This is a genomic window from Microvirga sp. VF16, assembly GCF_016864375.1.
Taxonomy (GTDB): Bacteria; Pseudomonadota; Alphaproteobacteria; order Rhizobiales; family Beijerinckiaceae; genus Microvirga.
In genome coordinates this window covers 1313510-1330187 of record NZ_CP069356.1, presented here as the reverse complement: position 1 = coordinate 1330187, position 16678 = coordinate 1313510, and the positions used below count along the sequence as shown (strand labels likewise).

Annotated in this window: 19 protein-coding genes; 8 read left to right on the top strand and 11 right to left on the bottom strand. The window is 61.5% G+C overall.

The window, feature by feature from the left end; genetic code table 11:
- Positions 1–3 precede the first annotated feature (3 nt).
- Both JO965_RS38810 and JO965_RS38805 read right to left on the bottom strand, forming a co-directional pair.
- Complete coding sequence (locus JO965_RS38810) at positions 4–630, bottom strand: isochorismatase family cysteine hydrolase (protein ID WP_203446073.1); 627 nt, start codon at positions 628–630, stop codon at positions 4–6.
- A 29-nt stretch (positions 631–659) separates the two neighbouring features.
- Positions 660–1226 carry a hypothetical protein gene (locus tag JO965_RS38805; protein ID WP_246777145.1) on the bottom strand — a complete coding sequence of 189 codons (567 nt, stop codon included), beginning with the start codon at positions 1224–1226 and terminating at the stop codon, positions 660–662.
- A gap of 91 nt (positions 1227–1317) precedes the next feature.
- Here JO965_RS38805 and JO965_RS38800 point away from each other — a divergent pair, with 91 nt between their 5' ends.
- Positions 1318–1833, top strand: a complete 516-nt coding sequence (locus JO965_RS38800) for a helix-turn-helix domain-containing protein (RefSeq protein ID WP_203446072.1) — start codon at positions 1318–1320, stop codon at positions 1831–1833.
- Positions 1834–2106: 273 nt separating this feature from the next.
- Here the strand turns inward: JO965_RS38800 and JO965_RS38795 are convergent, their stop codons facing one another.
- Positions 2107–3012: a LysR family transcriptional regulator gene (locus tag JO965_RS38795; RefSeq protein ID WP_203446071.1), complete on the bottom strand. Its 906-nt coding sequence runs from the start codon at positions 3010–3012 to the stop codon at positions 2107–2109.
- Between the two features lie 150 nt (positions 3013–3162).
- On the opposite strand from JO965_RS38795, the gene JO965_RS38790 reads away from it, so the two are divergent.
- The 5 genes from JO965_RS38790 to JO965_RS38770 all read left to right on the top strand — a co-directional run bounded on the left by JO965_RS38790 (position 3163) and on the right by JO965_RS38770 (position 7641).
- Entirely contained in the window at positions 3163–3768 is a 606-nt protein-coding gene (locus tag JO965_RS38790) for an FMN-dependent NADH-azoreductase (protein ID WP_203446070.1), read from the top strand.
- A gap of 33 nt (positions 3769–3801) precedes the next feature.
- Positions 3802–4236, top strand: coding sequence for a DoxX family protein (locus JO965_RS38785; protein WP_203446069.1), 435 nt, complete (start codon positions 3802–3804; stop codon positions 4234–4236).
- 203 nt (positions 4237–4439) lie between these two features.
- Positions 4440–5810: an IS1182 family transposase gene (locus JO965_RS38780; protein WP_203446756.1), complete on the top strand. Its 1371-nt coding sequence runs from the start codon at positions 4440–4442 to the stop codon at positions 5808–5810.
- Between the two features lie 309 nt (positions 5811–6119).
- Positions 6120–6500, top strand: coding sequence for a VOC family protein (locus JO965_RS38775; protein WP_203446755.1), 381 nt, complete (start codon positions 6120–6122; stop codon positions 6498–6500).
- Positions 6501–6711: 211 nt separating this feature from the next.
- Positions 6712–7641, top strand: coding sequence for a metallophosphoesterase (locus JO965_RS38770; RefSeq protein WP_246777144.1), 930 nt, complete (start codon positions 6712–6714; stop codon positions 7639–7641).
- Positions 7642–7923: 282 nt separating this feature from the next.
- Here JO965_RS38770 and JO965_RS38765 read toward each other — a convergent pair whose 3' ends face one another.
- The 6 genes from JO965_RS38765 to JO965_RS38740 all read right to left on the bottom strand — a co-directional run bounded on the left by JO965_RS38765 (position 7924) and on the right by JO965_RS38740 (position 13290).
- Entirely contained in the window at positions 7924–8175 is a 252-nt protein-coding gene (locus JO965_RS38765) for a hypothetical protein (RefSeq protein WP_203446067.1), read from the bottom strand.
- Position 8176: 1 nt separating this feature from the next.
- Positions 8177–8620 (bottom strand): DoxX family protein, encoded by a 444-nt coding sequence (locus JO965_RS38760; RefSeq protein ID WP_371826977.1) that lies wholly within the window; start codon positions 8618–8620, stop codon positions 8177–8179.
- Between the two features lie 2 nt (positions 8621–8622).
- Positions 8623–10476, bottom strand: a complete 1854-nt coding sequence (locus JO965_RS38755) for an amidohydrolase (protein WP_246777143.1) — start codon at positions 10474–10476, stop codon at positions 8623–8625.
- Positions 10477–10567: 91 nt separating this feature from the next.
- Positions 10568–10816, bottom strand: coding sequence for a XapX domain-containing protein (locus JO965_RS38750; RefSeq protein WP_203446065.1), 249 nt, complete (start codon positions 10814–10816; stop codon positions 10568–10570).
- A 54-nt stretch (positions 10817–10870) separates the two neighbouring features.
- Positions 10871–11527 carry a hydrolase gene (locus JO965_RS38745; RefSeq protein ID WP_203446064.1) on the bottom strand — a complete coding sequence of 219 codons (657 nt, stop codon included), beginning with the start codon at positions 11525–11527 and terminating at the stop codon, positions 10871–10873.
- 44 nt (positions 11528–11571) lie between these two features.
- The gene (locus tag JO965_RS38740; protein WP_246777142.1) at positions 11572–13290 is read right to left on the bottom strand and encodes a GMC family oxidoreductase; all 1719 of its coding nucleotides are present in this window, start codon (positions 13288–13290) and stop codon (positions 11572–11574) included.
- Between the two features lie 108 nt (positions 13291–13398).
- Between JO965_RS38740 and JO965_RS38735 the strand changes: the two genes are divergently transcribed.
- Together JO965_RS38735 and JO965_RS38730 are read left to right on the top strand one after the other, a co-directional pair.
- A complete protein-coding gene (locus JO965_RS38735) occupies positions 13399–14376 on the top strand; it encodes a GlxA family transcriptional regulator (protein WP_203446752.1) in 978 nt (325 codons plus the stop codon).
- Between the two features lie 628 nt (positions 14377–15004).
- Entirely contained in the window at positions 15005–15406 is a 402-nt protein-coding gene (locus JO965_RS38730) for a cupin domain-containing protein (protein WP_203446063.1), read from the top strand.
- 236 nt (positions 15407–15642) lie between these two features.
- Here the strand turns inward: JO965_RS38730 and JO965_RS38725 are convergent, their stop codons facing one another.
- Both JO965_RS38725 and JO965_RS38720 read right to left on the bottom strand, forming a co-directional pair.
- On the bottom strand, positions 15643–16419 hold the full coding sequence (locus JO965_RS38725; protein WP_203446062.1) for a sulfite exporter TauE/SafE family protein: 777 nt from the start codon (positions 16417–16419) through the stop codon (positions 15643–15645).
- On the bottom strand, positions 16419–16655 hold the full coding sequence (locus JO965_RS38720; RefSeq protein WP_203446061.1) for a DUF1127 domain-containing protein: 237 nt from the start codon (positions 16653–16655) through the stop codon (positions 16419–16421). Before JO965_RS38720 ends, JO965_RS38725 begins: the two co-directional genes overlap by 1 nt.
- Between the last annotated feature and the right edge of the window lie 23 nt (positions 16656–16678).

Below are 16678 nucleotides of genomic sequence, written 5' to 3'. Positions count from 1 at the left end.
TCCTCACTTTCCGGACAAATCGTTGATCACTTCATCCGTCGTCCGGATGGCGTGAGCGAAGGTGGGTCCATTGATTTCATGCGCGGCATGCATCTGCGCGTGCCCGAAGGCGGCGGTCGCGTCGCGCACCAACGTGACGTGGTAGCCAAGCTCCATCGCGTACTTGGCAGTGGTCTCGATGCAGGTGTTGGCCAGCAGGCCGACAATGATCACGTGCGTGATGCCGTGCTGCTTGAGCTTCATGTCGAGATCGGTGTTGGCGAAGCCGCTCTGACCCCAATGCTCGGAAGCGATGATGTCGCCCGGCTTGGGCGCGAAATCAGGGTGGAATTCGCCGCCCCACTCGCCGCGGGCGAAGTGATGACGTTCCATGATCTTGCGCTGGGTGGGGCTGGGATGGTCCCAACTCTCATAATCACCGGGTTCCCAGCGCCGATGCGGGACAATCGCCACCTGGACGCCGGCCGCGCGCACGGCCTTGTCCAGCCGGCGGAGGTTGTCGAGCAGCCCGACCTCCTCGGCGACCGGCTTGAGCTGCGGGAAGACCTTCCCGTCCTCATGCAGGAAATCGTTGAACGGATCGACCAGCAGGTAGGCGGTCCGATCGATGGGATAGCTTTGCTGTGCCATGTTGAATCTCCAGTTGATCTTGTGGATCGTCAGTTCCTGAGCGCGGCCCGCTCGATGCTGGCCGCGAACAGCGGCGTTTCGCTCTGGTTATGGGCGATGGACATCGGCTGGCGCTGCGCGCGGAACAGGTCGAACGGGACACCCTGCCGGTCAAGGAGTGCAATGAACTCCGCGGTGCCGCGCGAGCGGACGTGGTTGGTGAACTCGCAGCGCTGGTCGTCGATGGCCTTCACGCTCAGCTCCCAAAGGACGTGGATCGTGGTCCGGCCGTTGGGGGTGAAGATATCAGAGACCGAGTCCAGGATGAGATGGTGTTTCTCGCCCAGGGTCTCGACATAATGCTGCACCATCGGCACGCCGCCGATGACCTCGACATTGATCGACATCCGCTTGCCGTCGGGCGCGGTGGTGACGCCGGCCGCGACATGGGCCGGGGAACAGCCCTGATACTCATGCTCGGGCAGGGTGAACGCCCATTGGGGCAGGTCGATCGTGTCGATCGGTGCGTTGATGACCGCGGTGAAGCTTGAATCGACGATTTCGTGATCGTCCCATGCGAAGTCCGCGGGAGCCTGTGCCGTTTCCGTCATGGTCATTCCTTTCTGCGCATCGGCCGCAGCGCAGCCTGTTGCATTGCTTTCGACAGTAGCTAGATATACACTATGAAAATCATAGCGACAAGTAACTATGAAAAAGAAAGCGACAATGGACGACACCCACACTCCCCCAACCCTCTGCCCGGTGGCCCGCGCCGAGACGGTGGTCGGCGACCGCTGGACCGTGCTGATCCTGCGCGAGCTGTTCATGGGCAGTCATCGCTTCGAGGAGATCCAAGCCCAAACCGGCGGCACGCCGCAGATGATCGCGGCGCGCCTCAAGACACTGGAAGCGGAGGGGCTGGTCGAACGGCGGCTCTACAACGCGCGACCAAAGCGGCACGAGTATCACCAGACCGCCAAAGGTGAGGCATTCTATCCGGTGGTGTTGGCGTTACGCGCCTGGGGCGAGACCTGGTGCAAGTCGCCCGGCGAGGGCATCGCCGTGCAGTATACCCATCACGCGTGCGGCAAGCCGACGGGAATGGGGCCAGTTTGCGAGAGCTGCGGCAAGCCCTTGGTGCGCGATGAAATGACTGCGAAGCTCAGCCCGGCCTATGCTGAGGAACGCGCCGAACGCACCCGTCGGTTCAAACGCAATGGCTAGGCGCCGGCCCAACGCGGGATCCCTTAGGCTACGCAGTGGCTCCACAAATTCTCGGGTAGGGTCGAGCGCCTGCATAACCCGATCATACGCGTTCAAGCTGTCCGGTTCCTTGCGGTGTGCCGGCTCGATCTCGGCAGTCTGGGTCGAGGGCTGGACCGCGTCGACCACGCTTGCCGTTTCAAGCTCTAACCGGCCCCAGATCAAGCCGCTGCGTCGGGCAGGCAAAGCCGATGCCTCTTGCTGGAAAGCGGATGCCATGACTGCTTGGCTGTTCTAATTCGGGCACTGGTTGACCGTTTCCTTGAGACGCTCGACGAGCCATCGCCCCGCCGGGCCGGGTGGCCGGTCCGAGCGGTGGACGGCATGCATCTGCATTTGCAGGCCGATCGTCCAACCGGAGCTCTCGATTTCGACAAGGGCGCCGCTGTCGAGGTCTGCCTGAACCACTGCCCTCGGCATGCTGCCCCAGCCGAGTCCGTAGCACAGGAAGGCATGCTTGGCACCGAGGTCGGCGAGCCGCCATGTCTTCGGCGACAGTACCCCGAACTCGCGGCCCGCCGACAGTTTCGAGCGATCGGACAGGACGAGCTGCACATGCTCTGCAAGGCGATTCTGGGGGATTGGGCCTGGGATCTGCGCCAGTGGATGACTGGCGGCGGCGACGAGGACGAACGGAACGCCGATCAGGTGCTCCTGCGTCAACTGAGGGGGGATCTCCGGAAGCGATCCAGCCACCGCGAAGGCGCAGCGTCCATCGAGCACCGGCTGAAGGACAGCACCGAGCGCCTCGACCTCAACCCGCAGCGGCGTGTTCGGGAACTCGGCCTGGAAGCCGCGAACGGCATGCGCCAGCACCTCGATCGGAAACATGACATCGACGGCAATCGACAATTCGGACTCAAGCCCGCCGGCGAGGGCGCGAGCCCGCGCCTTGAACCCGCTCATCCCCTGTGCGACAGCCCGGGCGTCTGCGAGAAGAGCACGTCCGGCATCCGTGAGCACGGGGTAGCGTGCGCTGCGGTCGAACAGCTTGACCCCGAGCTGGGCTTCGAGGTTCGCGAGTAGCTGGCTGACGACGGACTGGGCCCGCCCAAGCCGCCGTCCGGCCGCCGAGAAGCTGCCTTCGTCTACTGCGGCCAGGAACGTCCGCACCTGATCGAGCGATACACCGTCCAACATCCACCGGTCCCCGTCCATCTGTTCAGCCGATAGATCGTATCGAAAAATATAGGCTTCTGCAATGGATGAGCCCTGGCTATCTCTAAACCATCCCATTTGGGACGGCGAATTCACAGCGGGCATCCGCCCGCTTTTACAGAGGTGAGAACCATGAAACTTCTCCACGTCGACTCCAGCATCCTGGGCGAGAGCTCGGTCAGCCGCCGCCTGACCGCGCAGATCGTCACCGCCGAGCAGGCTGCTCATCCCGCCATCGAAGTGATCCGGCGCGACCTCGCCACTCACCCGGTTGCGCACCTGTCCGGGGCCCACCTTGCCGGGCAGGGCGCATCGCCGGAGGATCCGTCCCTCCTGCGGGATTTGGCGGAAGGCCAGGCTGCGCTTGAAGAGTTCCTGGCTGCCGACATCGTGGTGGTCGGGGCACCAATGTACAACTTCACCGTGCCAAGCCAACTCAAGGCCTGGATCGATCGCTTGGCCGTGGCTGGCCGCACCTTCCGCTATACGGCCGAGGGGCCGGAGGGCCTCGCAGGCGGCAAGAAGGTCGTCGTCGTTTCCACGCGCGGCGGCTTTTATGGCCCAGAAACCGCGAACGCTGCCCTTGAGCACCAGGAGAGCTACCTGCGCGGCATCTTCGGCTTCTTCGGCATCACCGACCTCAGCTTCGTGCGCGCCGAGGGTGTAGCGGTCGGCGAGCAGCAGCGGGCCGAGGCCCTTCAGGCCGCCGAGGCGCAGATCCGCCGTCTCGCGGCCTGAGCCTACCACTCTCTCGATATCTGGAGACACGAGATGAATACCTATACCTCTTCCGCGTCAGCACTGGGCCGGGTGCTTCTCGCGCTGATTTTCGTGATCAGCGGCTTGGGCAAGATCGCTGCACCAGTAGGCACCGTCGCTTACATCGAGATGACCAGCCTGCCGCTGCCGTGGCTGGCCTATCTCGGAGCCGTGATCATCGAGGTCGGCGGAGGCCTGCTGCTCGCCGTAGGATATCAGACCCGGCTCGTCGCTGGGGTAACAGCCGGCTTCACGATCGCAACCGCACTCGCCTTCCATTACAACTTCGGCGACCAGAACCAAGCGATCCATTTCCTAAAGAACATTGCCCTCGCCGGTGGCCTCCTCCAGGTGGTCGCATTCGGCTCCGGGCATTTCAGTGTCGATGCATGGCTTGGACGCCCAGCATCTGGTCGGATATCGATCGGGGACCGGCAGCGCGCCTGACCGCTTGATCTGGCGCCCTATGCGAGCAGTGCTCTATAGAGCACTGCTCGCATAGGGTATCCTTCCGTTCCCGCTTGCTGAAGGAAGTTGCTCGCTGGCAGTTCAGGAAGGTCCGGTTCTGGCAGATTTCGTTGAAAAAGTCCTCGTGATTGGCGGCAGATCGTGATTCCCTGATGAGGCATTCTCAGCAGGAGGATCGGGCCATGATGGGCGAGCGTCTCGTGATGCAGGAGAGCCTGTTCTATGAGTTTCGGCTCGAGGACCACGTCCCGTCCGATCACCTCCTGCGGCGCATCGACCGCTTCGTCGACTGCTCCGGGCTGCGCCAGCATCTGGCCGGCTACTACAATGCCACCGGCCGACCCTCGGTTGATCCCGAGCTGATGATCCGCATGCTGCTGATCGGCTACTGTCTCGGCATCCGCTCCGAGCGGCGGCTCTGTGAGGAGGTGCACCTGAACCTCGCTTACAGGTGGTTCTGCCGCCTCGGGCTGGAGGGCAAGGTGCCCGACCACTCCACCTTCTCCAAGTGCCGGCACGGGCGCTTTCGCGAGTGTGACCTGTTCCGTCACCTGTTCGAGGCGGTGGTGCAGCGTTGCCTCGACGAGGGGCTGGTGAGTGGTGAGGGCTTTGCGGTCGATGCCAGCCTGATCCAGGCTGATGCCAACAAGCAGCGCTCCCTGGCAGGGTCCGACTGGACCGCGCTCGACCACCCGCAGGATGCTCCGCGGGCCGTGCGCGAGTATCTTGCCACCCTCGATGAGGCCGCCTGGGGTGCGGCGACAGAGGTTGAGCCGAAGTTCGTCTCGCCTTCTGATCCAGCGGCTCAGTGGACCGGAGCACTGCGCGGCCCGGCGTTCTTTGCCTATGCCGACAACTACCTCATCGACCTCAAGGCCGCTGTGATCGTGGACGTGGAAGCCTCTCGCGCGGTACGTCAGGCCGAGGTGGGGGCTGCGCGCTCCATGCTCGAGCGCACCGCTGAGCGGTTCAGCCTCAAGCCCGAGCGGCTGGCGGCGGATAGTGCCTATGGTTCGGCCGAGATGCTGCACTGGCTCGTGGACGAACAGAAGATCGAGCCGCACGTGCCCGTCATCGACAAATCCGAGCGCCAGGATGGCACCTTCTCGCGATCAGACTTCAAGTATGATCCGGAAACGGACGCCTACGTCTGTCCTGAGGGCAAGACCCTGACCACCAGCGGGCGGATCGTGAATGAGGGCACGAACCGGCTCTACCTAGGCAGCACCTTCGATTGCGGTCCCTGTCCGCTGAAGGAACAGTGCTGTCCCAACACGCCGGCGCGCAGGATCCCGCGCAGCATCTATGAGCATGCCCGGGAGGTCGCGCGCTCATTGAGAGACACGCCAGCCTTCGAGCGGTCACGTCAGGGTCGCAAACGCATCGAAATGCTGTTTGCTCATCTCAAGCGGATCCTCAAGATGGGACGTCTGCGGCTGCGCGGTCCGTGCGGGGCTCAGGATGAGTTCCTGCTAGCGGCAACGGCTCAGAATCTGAGAAAGCTTGCCAAACTGGTCACTTCACCAGAGCCTCATATGATCCAAGGAGCCTGAGAAGGCCCGAAGGATACCCCTCACCAGTCCTAACCTCAACAAGGCAAGCTGCATCGCTGCCCTAGCCCGTCTGGATACCGACTTTGTCAACGCTATCGGCACGAAGCCGAAGTAGGCCGAAGGTCCGCTTGAGCTAGGAACACCGGACGCTCGGGAGGCTACGGGAGTTATACTTCCTTGCTCATAGGAGACATTCTTCTGGTTGCAGCACCTCACTCAACAGAGCGAGATTGCGTCAGCCCTGCATCCCAGACCGTCTGTTCCGCCAGATTGCGGGTGTCCTGACGAGCAGGGTATAGAATGCCGGATATGAGGGTTCTGGCGCTCGATCATCTGGTTCTCGCGGTGCACGATGTCGCGCGCACGTGCCGCATTTACGAGCGGGTTCTGGGCATGGAGCCGAAGCAGGAGCGTCCCGGCAAGTGGTCGCTGCATTTCGGAGCCCATAAGATCAGCCTGCAGGATGCCCAGGCTGCCCCCAACATTGCCTGTGACACCGTTCCAGGCAGCGGCAACTTCTGTCTTCTGACCACCACGCCCATCGAAGAGGTGGTGGCGCATCTTGAGCGTGAGGGCGTAGCGATCGTTGACGGACCTGGCGAGCGTGCCGGTGCGACAGGAACCCTCCTGTCGGTCTACTTCAAGGATCCAGACGGCAATCTGGTTGAGATCAGTAATTATCTTCCGTGAACGACTGTGTACGGGAATTTATCTATCGACCTGCGAGGGGCTGACTGGCAGGGCTTGGTCTTCTTGCGGCAGCCGTTGCCCCAATCCTGGATTCCCATGCCGATCCCCCATGGCAACTTCTCAAACCAGAACCGGAAACTCAGGGCGCGTCACACGTCTGAAATGAACCGCATCGGACAATGGGACCTCCTCGACAACCTTGGAGGTTATGGTGTCCGCTTTCACTCGGCGAAGCTTGCTCCAGACCAGCGCCGCCGCCGCGCTGGCCGCGCCCTTCACCGGGTTCAGCACCTCCGTAAGTGTGGCCCAGGGCGCACCCTTGTTCCGGTTTGGTGTTGTGGCTGATCCCCAGTATGCCCCGGTGCCGCCGCGCAGAACTCGGTTCTACTCCCACAGTCTGTGGAAGCTGAGCGATGCAGTCGAGTTCTTCAACGGGCAGGAGGTGCAGTTCGTGGTCACGCTCGGGGACATCATCGACCGGCACTGGGAGAGCTATGACCATATCCTGCCGATCTATGACCGCCTGAAGCACCCTTACTTTTTCCTCCTCGGCAACCACGACTTCGAAGTGGCTTCGGATTATCTCTCATCGGTTTTGCGGGTGACAGGTCTGAAGCGCGCCTACTATGACTTCACGGGCGGTGGGTACCGGTTCATCGTCCTCGACGGCAATGACATCAGCCTGTTTGCCCATGCCAAGGACACCCCGAAACACAAGCTGGCCGCCGAGAAGCTCGACCAACTCAAAGGCGTCAACGCTCCCAATGCGCAAACCTGGAACGGCGGCATGAGCGAGGAGCAATTCAGGTGGCTCCAGCAGACGCTGGATCAGGCTGAGGCGGCCGGCGAGAAGATCATCATCTTCAGCCATTACCCGGTCTACCCTGGCAACGAGCACAATATGTGGGATGATCAGCGCGTCGTCGATCTGGTGTCGAAATACAAGAACTTTGTTGCCTACATGAACGGCCACAACCATGCGGGAAACTACGGCTCTACAGCGGGAAAGCACTTCCTGAACTTCAAAGGAATGGTCGAAACGCCGGCCCAAACGGCCTATGCAGTGGTTGAGGTTTATCCAGACCGCCTGGAGGTGAAGGGATATGGGCTTGAGGAGAGCCGAACCCTCCGCATTGGTTAGCGGCGTCCTGAGAAGGGGCCGGCGCAAGATCTGTGTCTGAACGAGCGCTTAGGTCGAACGGATTGGGAATTTATCAGGCGTGACTTGAAGCCTGATCCTTGATGTTAGAGGGGATCGAGCCCCTCACTCCAGCCGATCCTCCGGGCAGATGCATCCCTCCTGTCAACGTACCCACAGCGCTGTATGGCTGTTCAGATCCCCAAACCAACTCGTGGTAGGCGGTTCGTTAGCTCGACAGGCCTGCTTGAGAGCGCACGTTCCTGCTACGTACTCCGTTAGCGCTCAATCGGGAGCAGATCTTGCGTTGATCCCATACTGGAACGGCCGGATAGATGTATCTTCCGACGTTGCAACAACCCCGGGAGCCTGAGCCGCAGTCGCGGCGGCAGCAGCGGCTACTGGGGATATGAGCACCGTACTGAGCACGGCCGCGGACAGGAATTTGGTAAGCTTAGTCATTTCAATTTCTTCCATTGGCTTGAACTGACGGTCTGTTAGCGGGAAAGGGGCGACGCGAAGTTGACCGCGCTGCATGTCAGATCTCCTGGCGGCCATCGTGCCCGCATCGCTGGGTCCGGCGGCTGGCAAGGACGGCTGCCAGCATCAGACCGCCGATCAGTCCGACATGCGCGAGAAAGCTGTTACGATCGTGAAAGCGCGCGATCGGGTCTGTGATCGTCCAGAAACGGTGGGCGATGAGCGTCGCGAGTCCGGTGAATACGCCGAGCGCCCCTGCTCCGAGCCATGCCCATCGGCCCAGGATAACCAACACCGATCCGCCGAGCTGGACGATAATTGTCATCGCCACGGTCGCCCATGCTGGCTCGAGGCCAAAATGGTGCGCCTCGGCCAGCGCCCCCGGTAGGTCGATCAGCTTGGCGATACCGGCCGTCCAATAGGGCAGCGTGAGCAGCGCACGAGCGAGCGTCGCGAACCAGCGGCCTTCGAGCAGTCGCGCGATTATTGGTGCGGGGGGCATTGTCATACCGCCCAGCAGCCGCATCCAAAGGCACCCCAGAAGGCGCGCATATCAGATGCCGGCACATTGGCCGCGAGCGCGGCCGCATGATCATGGCCGTGGACCGTGCAGGCACTGACGCAGCCGCAGGCCGATGCGAGCTTGGCCGCGGCAGTGGGCGTGCGGCGATGGCCGCCAAAGGTCGCAACCGGTGTCCAGTCAGGCATCGGCTTGGGAAGCTCGGGCGCGAGATCGCGATATTCGCCCTGGCCGTGCACCACCTCGCCCCCAAGCATCGTCAACGCGGAGACGATGTGAACGATTTCGTCTTCGGGCACGCTGAAATAGTCGTCGCTGAGGATCGCGAGATCGGCAAGTTGGCCGGCCTTGATCTGGCCCTTCTTGCCCTGCTCGTTGGAGAACCATGTATTAGCCTCCGTCCAGAGGCGAAGCGCCGTCTCGCGATCAAGCCGGTTGGCGGGCGGATACAAGCGCAGACCGCCCACCGTCCTGCCGGTCACCAGCCAGAAGAGTGAAATCCAGGGATTGTAGCTCGCGACGCGCGTCGCATCGGTGCCTGCGCCCACCGGCACACCGGCCTTCATCATCCTTGCCACGGGCGGCGTCGCCTCGGCGGCCTTCGCGCCGTAGCGCTCGACAAAATACTCGCCCTGATAGGCCATGCGGTGCTGCACCGCGATGCCACCACCCAGCGCCGCGATACGATCGATGTTGCGGTCACCGATCGTCTCCGCATGATCGAAGAACCAGTGGACGCCGTTGAAGGGAATGTCGCGATTGACCTTCTCGAACACGTCGAGCGCGCGGGTGATCGTCTCGTCATAGGTCGCATGGAGTCTCCAGGGCCAGCGGTTCTCGACGAGCAGGCGGATGACCGGTTCGAGATCTGATTCCATATTTGGCGGCATTTCGGGGCGGGAAAAGCGAAAATCCTCGAAGTCGGCGGCCGAATAGACGAGCATCTCGCCCGCGCCGTTGTGGCGATAGCTGTCGTCGCCATGGCCGGGCTTTACCTGGCGGGCCCAGCCCGCAAAGTCGGCCAGTTCTTCCTTGGGCTTTTGTGTGAAGAGATTGTAGCTGATACGCAGCGTCAGTTCGCCGTCGCGGTGCAGTTTTTCGATGATTGCATAATCATTCGGATAACTCTGATACCCACCGCCCGCATCGATCACGCCGGTGACTCCAAGTCGGTTCAACTCGCGCATGAAATGGCGCGTCGAGTTGAGCTGGTATTCGGGCGGCAATTTCGGCCCCTTGGCGAGCGTCGCATAGAGGATCGTCGCATTGGGCTGGGCGAGCAGCATCCCGGTCGGGCTGCCCTGCGCGTCGCGCACGATCTCGCCGCCCGGCGGATTGGGAGTATCCTTGGTATAGCCAACTGCACGCAGCGCTGCGCCGTTGAGCAGCGCGCGATCGTAGAGGTGGAGGATGAAGACAGGTGTGTCCGGTGCGGCGGTGTTCAACTCGTCGAGCGTAGGCAGGCGCTTTTCGGCGAACTGATGCTCGGAAAAGCCGCCGACTACGCGCACCCATTGGGGTGCAGGTGTATTGGCGACCTGCCTCCTGAGCATCGCCATCGCATCGGCAAGAGTGGACACGCCGTCCCAGTGCAGCTCCATATTGTAGTTCAGCCCGCCGCGGATGATGTGCATGTGGCTGTCGATCAGCCCGGGGATGATGCGCCGGCCCTTCGCGTCGATGATGCGCGGATTTTCGCCGGCCGTGGCGCGTACTTCGGCCTCAGTCCCGACGACCGCGAAGCGGCCGTCGCGGATCAGGATCGCTTGGGCCGCGGGATTGGCTCGATTGAGCGTCGTGACCTTCGCATTTGTCAAAATCAGATCGGTGGCAGCCATGGTCTTGCTCCGGGAATGGGCTAAGCGGGGGTGCGCAAGCAGCGACGCGGCGGTTCCGCCGAAAAGCGTGTCGCGGCGGGTGATGCGGGGATCAGGCCTTCCCGTTGGGGTCGTCTGGCAACTGTCCCATGACATGCTCGGCGCATTCGGTCCTGACATAGGCGGCGACCTGATCGCCCTTCATCAGCCGCTTGGCCACAGGCACGATCTGTTCACCCACCAGCATGCCAAACAGGCCGAGTAGCGCGATCGTCGGCGGCGCGGGCGAGCGAACACCCAAGAGGCTGTAAATGACGCCGACGACCAGCCCAGCGCCCAGCGACAATAGATAGGGTTTCATCGGGAGCGGCTCGCTGTTGTGTGGCCGGGGACATTCGACCCCGGCACGTTTTGATCAGTGACCGCCTTCGGACGCGCCGAACATGGTCTTGCCGTAGATGATGCCGAGGCCATAAGCGCCGCCATATTTCATGGCGATGCCCGTGGTGAGTTCATAGGTCTCGGCGCGTGCCCAATCGCGCTGCAGTTCCAGCAGATATTGGAGCGAAGTCAGCGGCCGCACGCCGCCCTGGATCATGCGTTCGACGGCGCGTTCATGGGCTTCGGCGGAAATGTCGCCGCAGGCGTCGGTGATAACGTAAACCTCGAATCCCTGGTCGACCGCGGACAGGGCTGGCCCGACGATGCAGACCGAGGTCCATAGGCCCGCCAAGACCACGCGATTCTTGCCGATCCGGTTGACTTCGGCGATCACCGCCTCGTCTTCCCAGATGTTCATCGATGTTCGGTCGATTTGCGCATGCGCGGAGAAAGGTTCCACCACTTCGTCAAACATCGGGCCCGAAAAACTCTTCTCCGCGACGGTGGTGAGGATCGCCGGCACCTTGAAGCCGGCGGCGCTAGCGGCGATCAGGCCGGCATTGTTGCGCAACTCGACCGCATCGATCGATTTGGTCGCGAATGCCATCTGCGACTGATAGTCGATTAGGATTAGCGCATGATCAGTCGGGCTGATCAGTGTGGAACCTGGTTTGACTTGGGCCAGTGCCATTGGAGCACTCCTTCGTTGCTAAGGTGAGTCGTCCCTGCGTAGCGCTAGGCAGAGAGTATTTCCGCCATGCGCTCGCCGATGAGGATGGAGGGAGCCTGTGTGTTGCCGGTGGTAATCGTTGGCATGATCGAGGCGTCAGCAACCCTGAGGTTCTTGACGCCGTAGACCCGTAAGTGGCCATCAACGACGGACTGATTGTCTTGTCCCATCTTGGCGGTTCCAGAGGCGTGGTGCATCGACGTCACACTGTCACGAATGATGTTGTCGAGCGCTTCTCCGGCCGCATCCACGGGCAGAATTTCACGATGGGCATAGGCGGACATTGCCGCTGAGTTGCCGATCTCGCGGCTGATGACGATCGCAGCACGTAAGGCTTCCAGATCTCGCACGTCGCCGATCATGTTTGCGTTGATCTCCACGGCATCGCGGGAATCGGCGGACTTCAGACGCAAGTAGCCGCGGCTCTTCGGACGAGCCAAGGCCGGCGAGATGGACCAGACGTTGGGACCGGCAAACTGAAGGTTTCGCTCGGACACGTACGGACCCTCGACGTTGAAGATGTGCAGGTCCGGCACATCCAGGTCCGGGTTGCTCTTCGCGAAAAGATTGGCCTCAGCCCCGTTGCTACGGCCGATTATTGGTTCCGACGCCTCCCACAGGACTGAGCTGAAAATCGGGTGGTCCTGCATGTTCCGTCCAACGCCGGGCAGGTCCGAAATCACGGGGATACCGAAACTCTCGAGGTGGGCACGTTCGCCGATACCGGAAAGCATCAGCAGCTTGGGGGTCTGGAATGCGCCGGCTGAAAGCACGATTTCCGAAGCGGCCCGGATCGTGTGAACCTGGCCCTGCCATGCGAATTCCACGCCGACGGCGACCTGGCCGTCGACGATCACACGATTGACGTAGGCCGAAGTCAGGACGGTCAGGTTCGGCCGATCCATCACGGGATAGAGGTAGCTGGCGGCGCTGTTCAGCCGGCGTCCGTCGCGAATGCGCACATTGGTTACTGCGCCGCCACCGGAGCCCACTTCCTGCAATTCGCCATTATGGTCATCGTGGATCGAAAAGCCGCGGCTCGCCGCACCGGCAAGAAACGCGTGGGCGAGCGGGTGCGGGTTCATCGCCGGCTGCACGAAAACCTCACCCCCGGTTCCACGGCGCAACGGATCGGCCGGGCCATGCCAGTCCTCGATGCGCCGATAGATGCCGAGGATGTGGTCGTAGCTCCAGGCGCTATCGCCGGCCGCCTTAGCCCACCCGTCGAAATCATCCTTGTGGCCGCGGGCCCAGACCATGCCGTTGATGCTGGTGCTGCCGCCGAGCGCCTTGCCCATGGCTTGGGCGATCGAGCGTCCATTGACGCTCGGAGATGGCTGCGCGGCGAATTGCCAGTCTGCCGGCGTGCCCTGATTGAAGAACCAGGTCTCGGTCGTCAGAATGCTTTCGGTCAGATCGTCTCCGCCGGCTTCGAGAAGCAGGACGTTGGCGTCCCGGTTCTCGGCAAGCCTACGGGCGACCACGGCTCCCGCGGCTCCAGCCCCAACGATGATGTAGTCGTAATAAGGACGGAGTGCGGCGCGGCGTGCTTCCTGATTGGCCGAAATTGCCAAATACTTGTCCGCAAGGTCAGCTGCCGTCGCGGCAGGCACGCCCGTTATGACTGCTGCCGAAATGAATGCCTGTTTGGTCAGCTCACCCTTGTAAAGCTGCCCCTCGAGGACGCCCAGCATGACGCCATTGAGGTCGGTGTGCGCGGTCATGGTCATTGCCCTTGCTGAAAAGCAGCGCACGGCTGCGAATTGACCTTGACTCTAGGCTCGGCTAATTATGGCAGCAATGACATATAACCCTGACTTTCGGCCATGACGATGGAAGCGAAACCGCGCCTGATTCTCTTCCTGGCCTATGAAGGAATGGGCCTGCTCGATCTCACTGGGCCACAAACTGTTTTCTGGTCTGCCTCCGAAATGATGCGGAAGGAGGGACGTCCCGGCTATGTGCGCCAGACGGTGAGTCTCGAGGGAGGCCTCGTCCGCACGGCGGAAGGCACGGAACTTCGCACCACGCCGATCGGCGAGGTTCAGGATTTCGACACGATCATCGTGCCCGGCTCGCTCCAGATCGAGGCGGTGCTCGAGAAGCATGGCCTAATCGAATGGCTGAAGCGGGCTTCTCACCGCGCGCGCCGGACCGCATCCGTGTGCGCCGGTGCTTTCCTCCTCGCCGAAGCCGGGCTTCTCGATGGCCGCAGGGCCGTCACCCACTGGGCCATGTGCGATGACTTCGCCAGCAGGTATCCGCAAGTCGACGTCGACTCGAATGCAATCTTCGTTCGCCAGGATCCGATCTGGACGTCAGCCGGTGTCAGTGCAGGGATCGATCTTGCCCTCGCGCTGGTTCAGGAGGATTGCGGGCGCGACGTGGCAATGCAGGTTGCGCGCCAACTCGTAATCTACGTCAAGCGCCCTGGCGGACAATCCCAGTTCAGCGAAATTTTGAAGGTGCAGAGTGAAGACACTGACTCTTTCGAGCAGTTGAACCTCTGGATCGAGAAGAACCTGAACCAGAATGATCTCACCGTCGAGAGACTGGCTGAGCAGGCCAGAATGAGTCCGCGCAATTTCGCACGCCGTTACAAGGAAAGGACCGGCCGCACGCCAGCAAAGGCCGTCGAGATTCTCCGGCTCGAAGCCGCCAAACGAATGCTAGAAACCTCGCCCCAAAATGTTGACCACATCGCACGCTCATGTGGCTTTGGCGATGAGGAGCATATGCGCGTCACTTTCCAGAGGCACCTCGGCGTATCGCCGCGAGACTATCGCAGAAGGTTCTCCACAATCGCCTGAACAACGGTGAGGGATGGGGGCAATCTTGGCGGGTTAATACGTGTCGCCAATGCTGTTCCAATAGGGATCAGCGCAAGATCTGCTCCTGATTGAGCGCTAAGGTAGAACGTATCGGCAACTCTTTCGGCGAGGAGATCAGATCTGACTCGCTACATTGAAATAGAGGAACGCTCCCGATCATCTGCTAACACATTGCTACTTCAGCACGAATCCTATGCGCCAGACTCAGCACGACGAGGCCACTCTGACGACGCATTCAGTGGTGCTACCTTTCCCATCCATGTGTTCCACTCAGCGCCACGTCTCAGACATCCAAACCAAGCCGAACAAGGCTTTGAGGAGTTCTATTCGTCTGCTTGAAGACACACGTTCTTGCTACGCACTTCGTTACCGTCCAATCAGGCACGGATCTTGTGCTGATCCCAGGATGGCTGGGTCGAAACGACTGAGGTTGTTGGGCCGGATTAGCCAGCCATTCGGTGCACATTTTTGTATCCGCGTGTATCGGCGCAGGCGCCCTGGGGCAGTCCGATACACGCAAGCCTCATCCCTGAAACATCCGATACACACAAGCAGCGCGATTTTTCCACCAGCGGGAGGCATGGCGCCTCCTCGGAAGGAAGAGCAAATGAAAGCACGCAATCTCTTGATGGCGGCCGGTGTAATCGCAATCGGGGTACTTTCGATTCAAGCGGCCCAGGCTCAGCAACAGCAGATCCAGCGCACCGATCTGGTGCAGAAGGACATCAGCGTTCCAGGGAAGGAAGTTGTCCAGGTGAGAGTCGACATCAATCCGGGTGTCGTATCGGTCAACCACAGCCATCCGGGCGAAGAGGTTGCCTACGTGCTCGAGGGCACTCTCGAGTATCAGCTCGGGGGCCAGCAGCCGGTCACCCTCACAGCAGGCCAGTCGCTGTTCATTCCGGCAGGAGTGGCCCATACCGCCAAGAATGTCGGCACGGGCAACGCCTCGGAGCTGGCAACTTACATCGTCACAAAGGGCGCCCCTCTCCTCGAACCCGTTAAGTGAGGTTTCTGATGGTCCTCGAAAAATGGAGGCACGCTTCTCGAAAGGTACGCTTTGGTCTGCTCGTGCGGGAGTTTTTTGTTGCTCCACTGATCTCTTCAGGATGTGCGCCATGGCTTGACCGGCCGCTTTTGGCAGATTTACGAAGTAGACCGAATGTGTGAGGAAGGGGACAAAGAAATTTTTGATGCATTGGCAATTTCTTCGGGTGACCCACGGCAGGCATTCGCAGTCCAAATTCACGCGAGATAGCCGGAAACGCCGTCCCACAACAGTTTCAACGCCGTCACGACCAGCAAGCCGTAGCAGGCCCGGTAAAGCTGACGCTGGTCCAGCCTGCCGTGAAGCCGCCACCCAAGCCAGACGCCGGTGGGAATGGCAAACAGGCAAGCTGCCATCAAGGTCCAGTCGCTGCTTGCCGGTTTCACCAGCAGCAGCCACGGCACCGCCTTGGTGGCGTTGCCAACCGTGAAGAACAGGCTCGTCGTTCCCGCATAGACTTCCTTGCTGAGGCCGCGCGACAGCAGATACATTGCCAGCGGCGGTCCGCCTGAATGTGCCACCATGGTGCTGATGCCCGATGTGAGACCGGCCGCGATCGCCTTCGGCGACGAACGGGGGCGGATCGTCACCGTGCCGCCTCCCGCAAACCAGAGACCAACGAAAATCAGGGTGATCACCGCCATCACAATCGCGATGGCGCGGTGATCCAGAACACGGAACAGCCAATAGCCGAGCCCGATCCCGATCACCAGCCCCGGCAACAGCCGCACAAGGTCGGGTTTTGACCAGGTTGAGGGCTTCCAGTAGCGCAAGGCGAACAGGTCCATCGCGATAAACAAGGGCGCGAGAAGGCCGCCGGCGGTCACCGGGTCCATCACGAGCGACAGCAGCGGTATGCCGATAATCGCGAAGCCGCCGCCAAACGCACCCCTCATGAAGGCGATCAGGAACACGGCGGCAAAAGCGACCAGGATCGTGGCCGCCGTCAGCTCTGCCGCCGGGGTGGCTATCATCACATTCTCGCCCAGTTGGGAGTGGTCATGAAGCCGTGGACTGCCGCTTCGATCTGGGAGCGCACGAGACCCATGTCCTGAAGGGCGCCGTCGTCGAGCTCGCGAAGCTGTGCAATGGCGGCGCGATGGCCGAAATAGCGCGTGATCCTCGCCCAGCAGGCGGTGAAGGTCCAAAGACCTGCGCCAAAGCGCTTCGTCCCCACAGGCCGCACGATGGTTGAAAGGGTTGCAGTCATGTCTCGTCTCCAGTGCTTGCTCC

Coding starts and splice junctions, on each gene's coding strand:
- JO965_RS38810 (WP_203446073.1), bottom strand. CDS start 630: ATGGCACAGCAAAGCTATCCCATCGATCGGACCGCCTACCTGCTGGTC.
- JO965_RS38805 (WP_246777145.1), bottom strand. CDS start 1,226: ATGACCATGACGGAAACGGCACAGGCTCCCGCGGACTTCGCATGGGAC.
- JO965_RS38800 (WP_203446072.1), top strand. CDS start 1,318: ATGAAAAAGAAAGCGACAATGGACGACACCCACACTCCCCCAACCCTC.
- JO965_RS38795 (WP_203446071.1), bottom strand. CDS start 3,012: ATGTTGGACGGTGTATCGCTCGATCAGGTGCGGACGTTCCTGGCCGCA.
- JO965_RS38790 (WP_203446070.1), top strand. CDS start 3,163: ATGAAACTTCTCCACGTCGACTCCAGCATCCTGGGCGAGAGCTCGGTC.
- JO965_RS38785 (WP_203446069.1), top strand. CDS start 3,802: ATGAATACCTATACCTCTTCCGCGTCAGCACTGGGCCGGGTGCTTCTC.
- JO965_RS38780 (WP_203446756.1), top strand. CDS start 4,440: ATGATGGGCGAGCGTCTCGTGATGCAGGAGAGCCTGTTCTATGAGTTT.
- JO965_RS38775 (WP_203446755.1), top strand. CDS start 6,120: ATGAGGGTTCTGGCGCTCGATCATCTGGTTCTCGCGGTGCACGATGTC.
- JO965_RS38765 (WP_203446067.1), bottom strand. CDS start 8,175: ATGCAGCGCGGTCAACTTCGCGTCGCCCCTTTCCCGCTAACAGACCGT.
- JO965_RS38760 (WP_371826977.1), bottom strand. CDS start 8,620: ATGCCCCCCGCACCAATAATCGCGCGACTGCTCGAAGGCCGCTGGTTC.
- JO965_RS38755 (WP_246777143.1), bottom strand. CDS start 10,476: ATGGCTGCCACCGATCTGATTTTGACAAATGCGAAGGTCACGACGCTC.
- JO965_RS38750 (WP_203446065.1), bottom strand. CDS start 10,816: ATGAAACCCTATCTATTGTCGCTGGGCGCTGGGCTGGTCGTCGGCGTC.
- JO965_RS38745 (WP_203446064.1), bottom strand. CDS start 11,527: ATGGCACTGGCCCAAGTCAAACCAGGTTCCACACTGATCAGCCCGACT.
- JO965_RS38740 (WP_246777142.1), bottom strand. CDS start 13,290: ATGACCGCGCACACCGACCTCAATGGCGTCATGCTGGGCGTCCTCGAG.
- JO965_RS38735 (WP_203446752.1), top strand. CDS start 13,399: ATGGAAGCGAAACCGCGCCTGATTCTCTTCCTGGCCTATGAAGGAATG.
- JO965_RS38730 (WP_203446063.1), top strand. CDS start 15,005: ATGAAAGCACGCAATCTCTTGATGGCGGCCGGTGTAATCGCAATCGGG.
- JO965_RS38725 (WP_203446062.1), bottom strand. CDS start 16,419: ATGATAGCCACCCCGGCGGCAGAGCTGACGGCGGCCACGATCCTGGTC.
- JO965_RS38720 (WP_203446061.1), bottom strand. CDS start 16,655: ATGACTGCAACCCTTTCAACCATCGTGCGGCCTGTGGGGACGAAGCGC.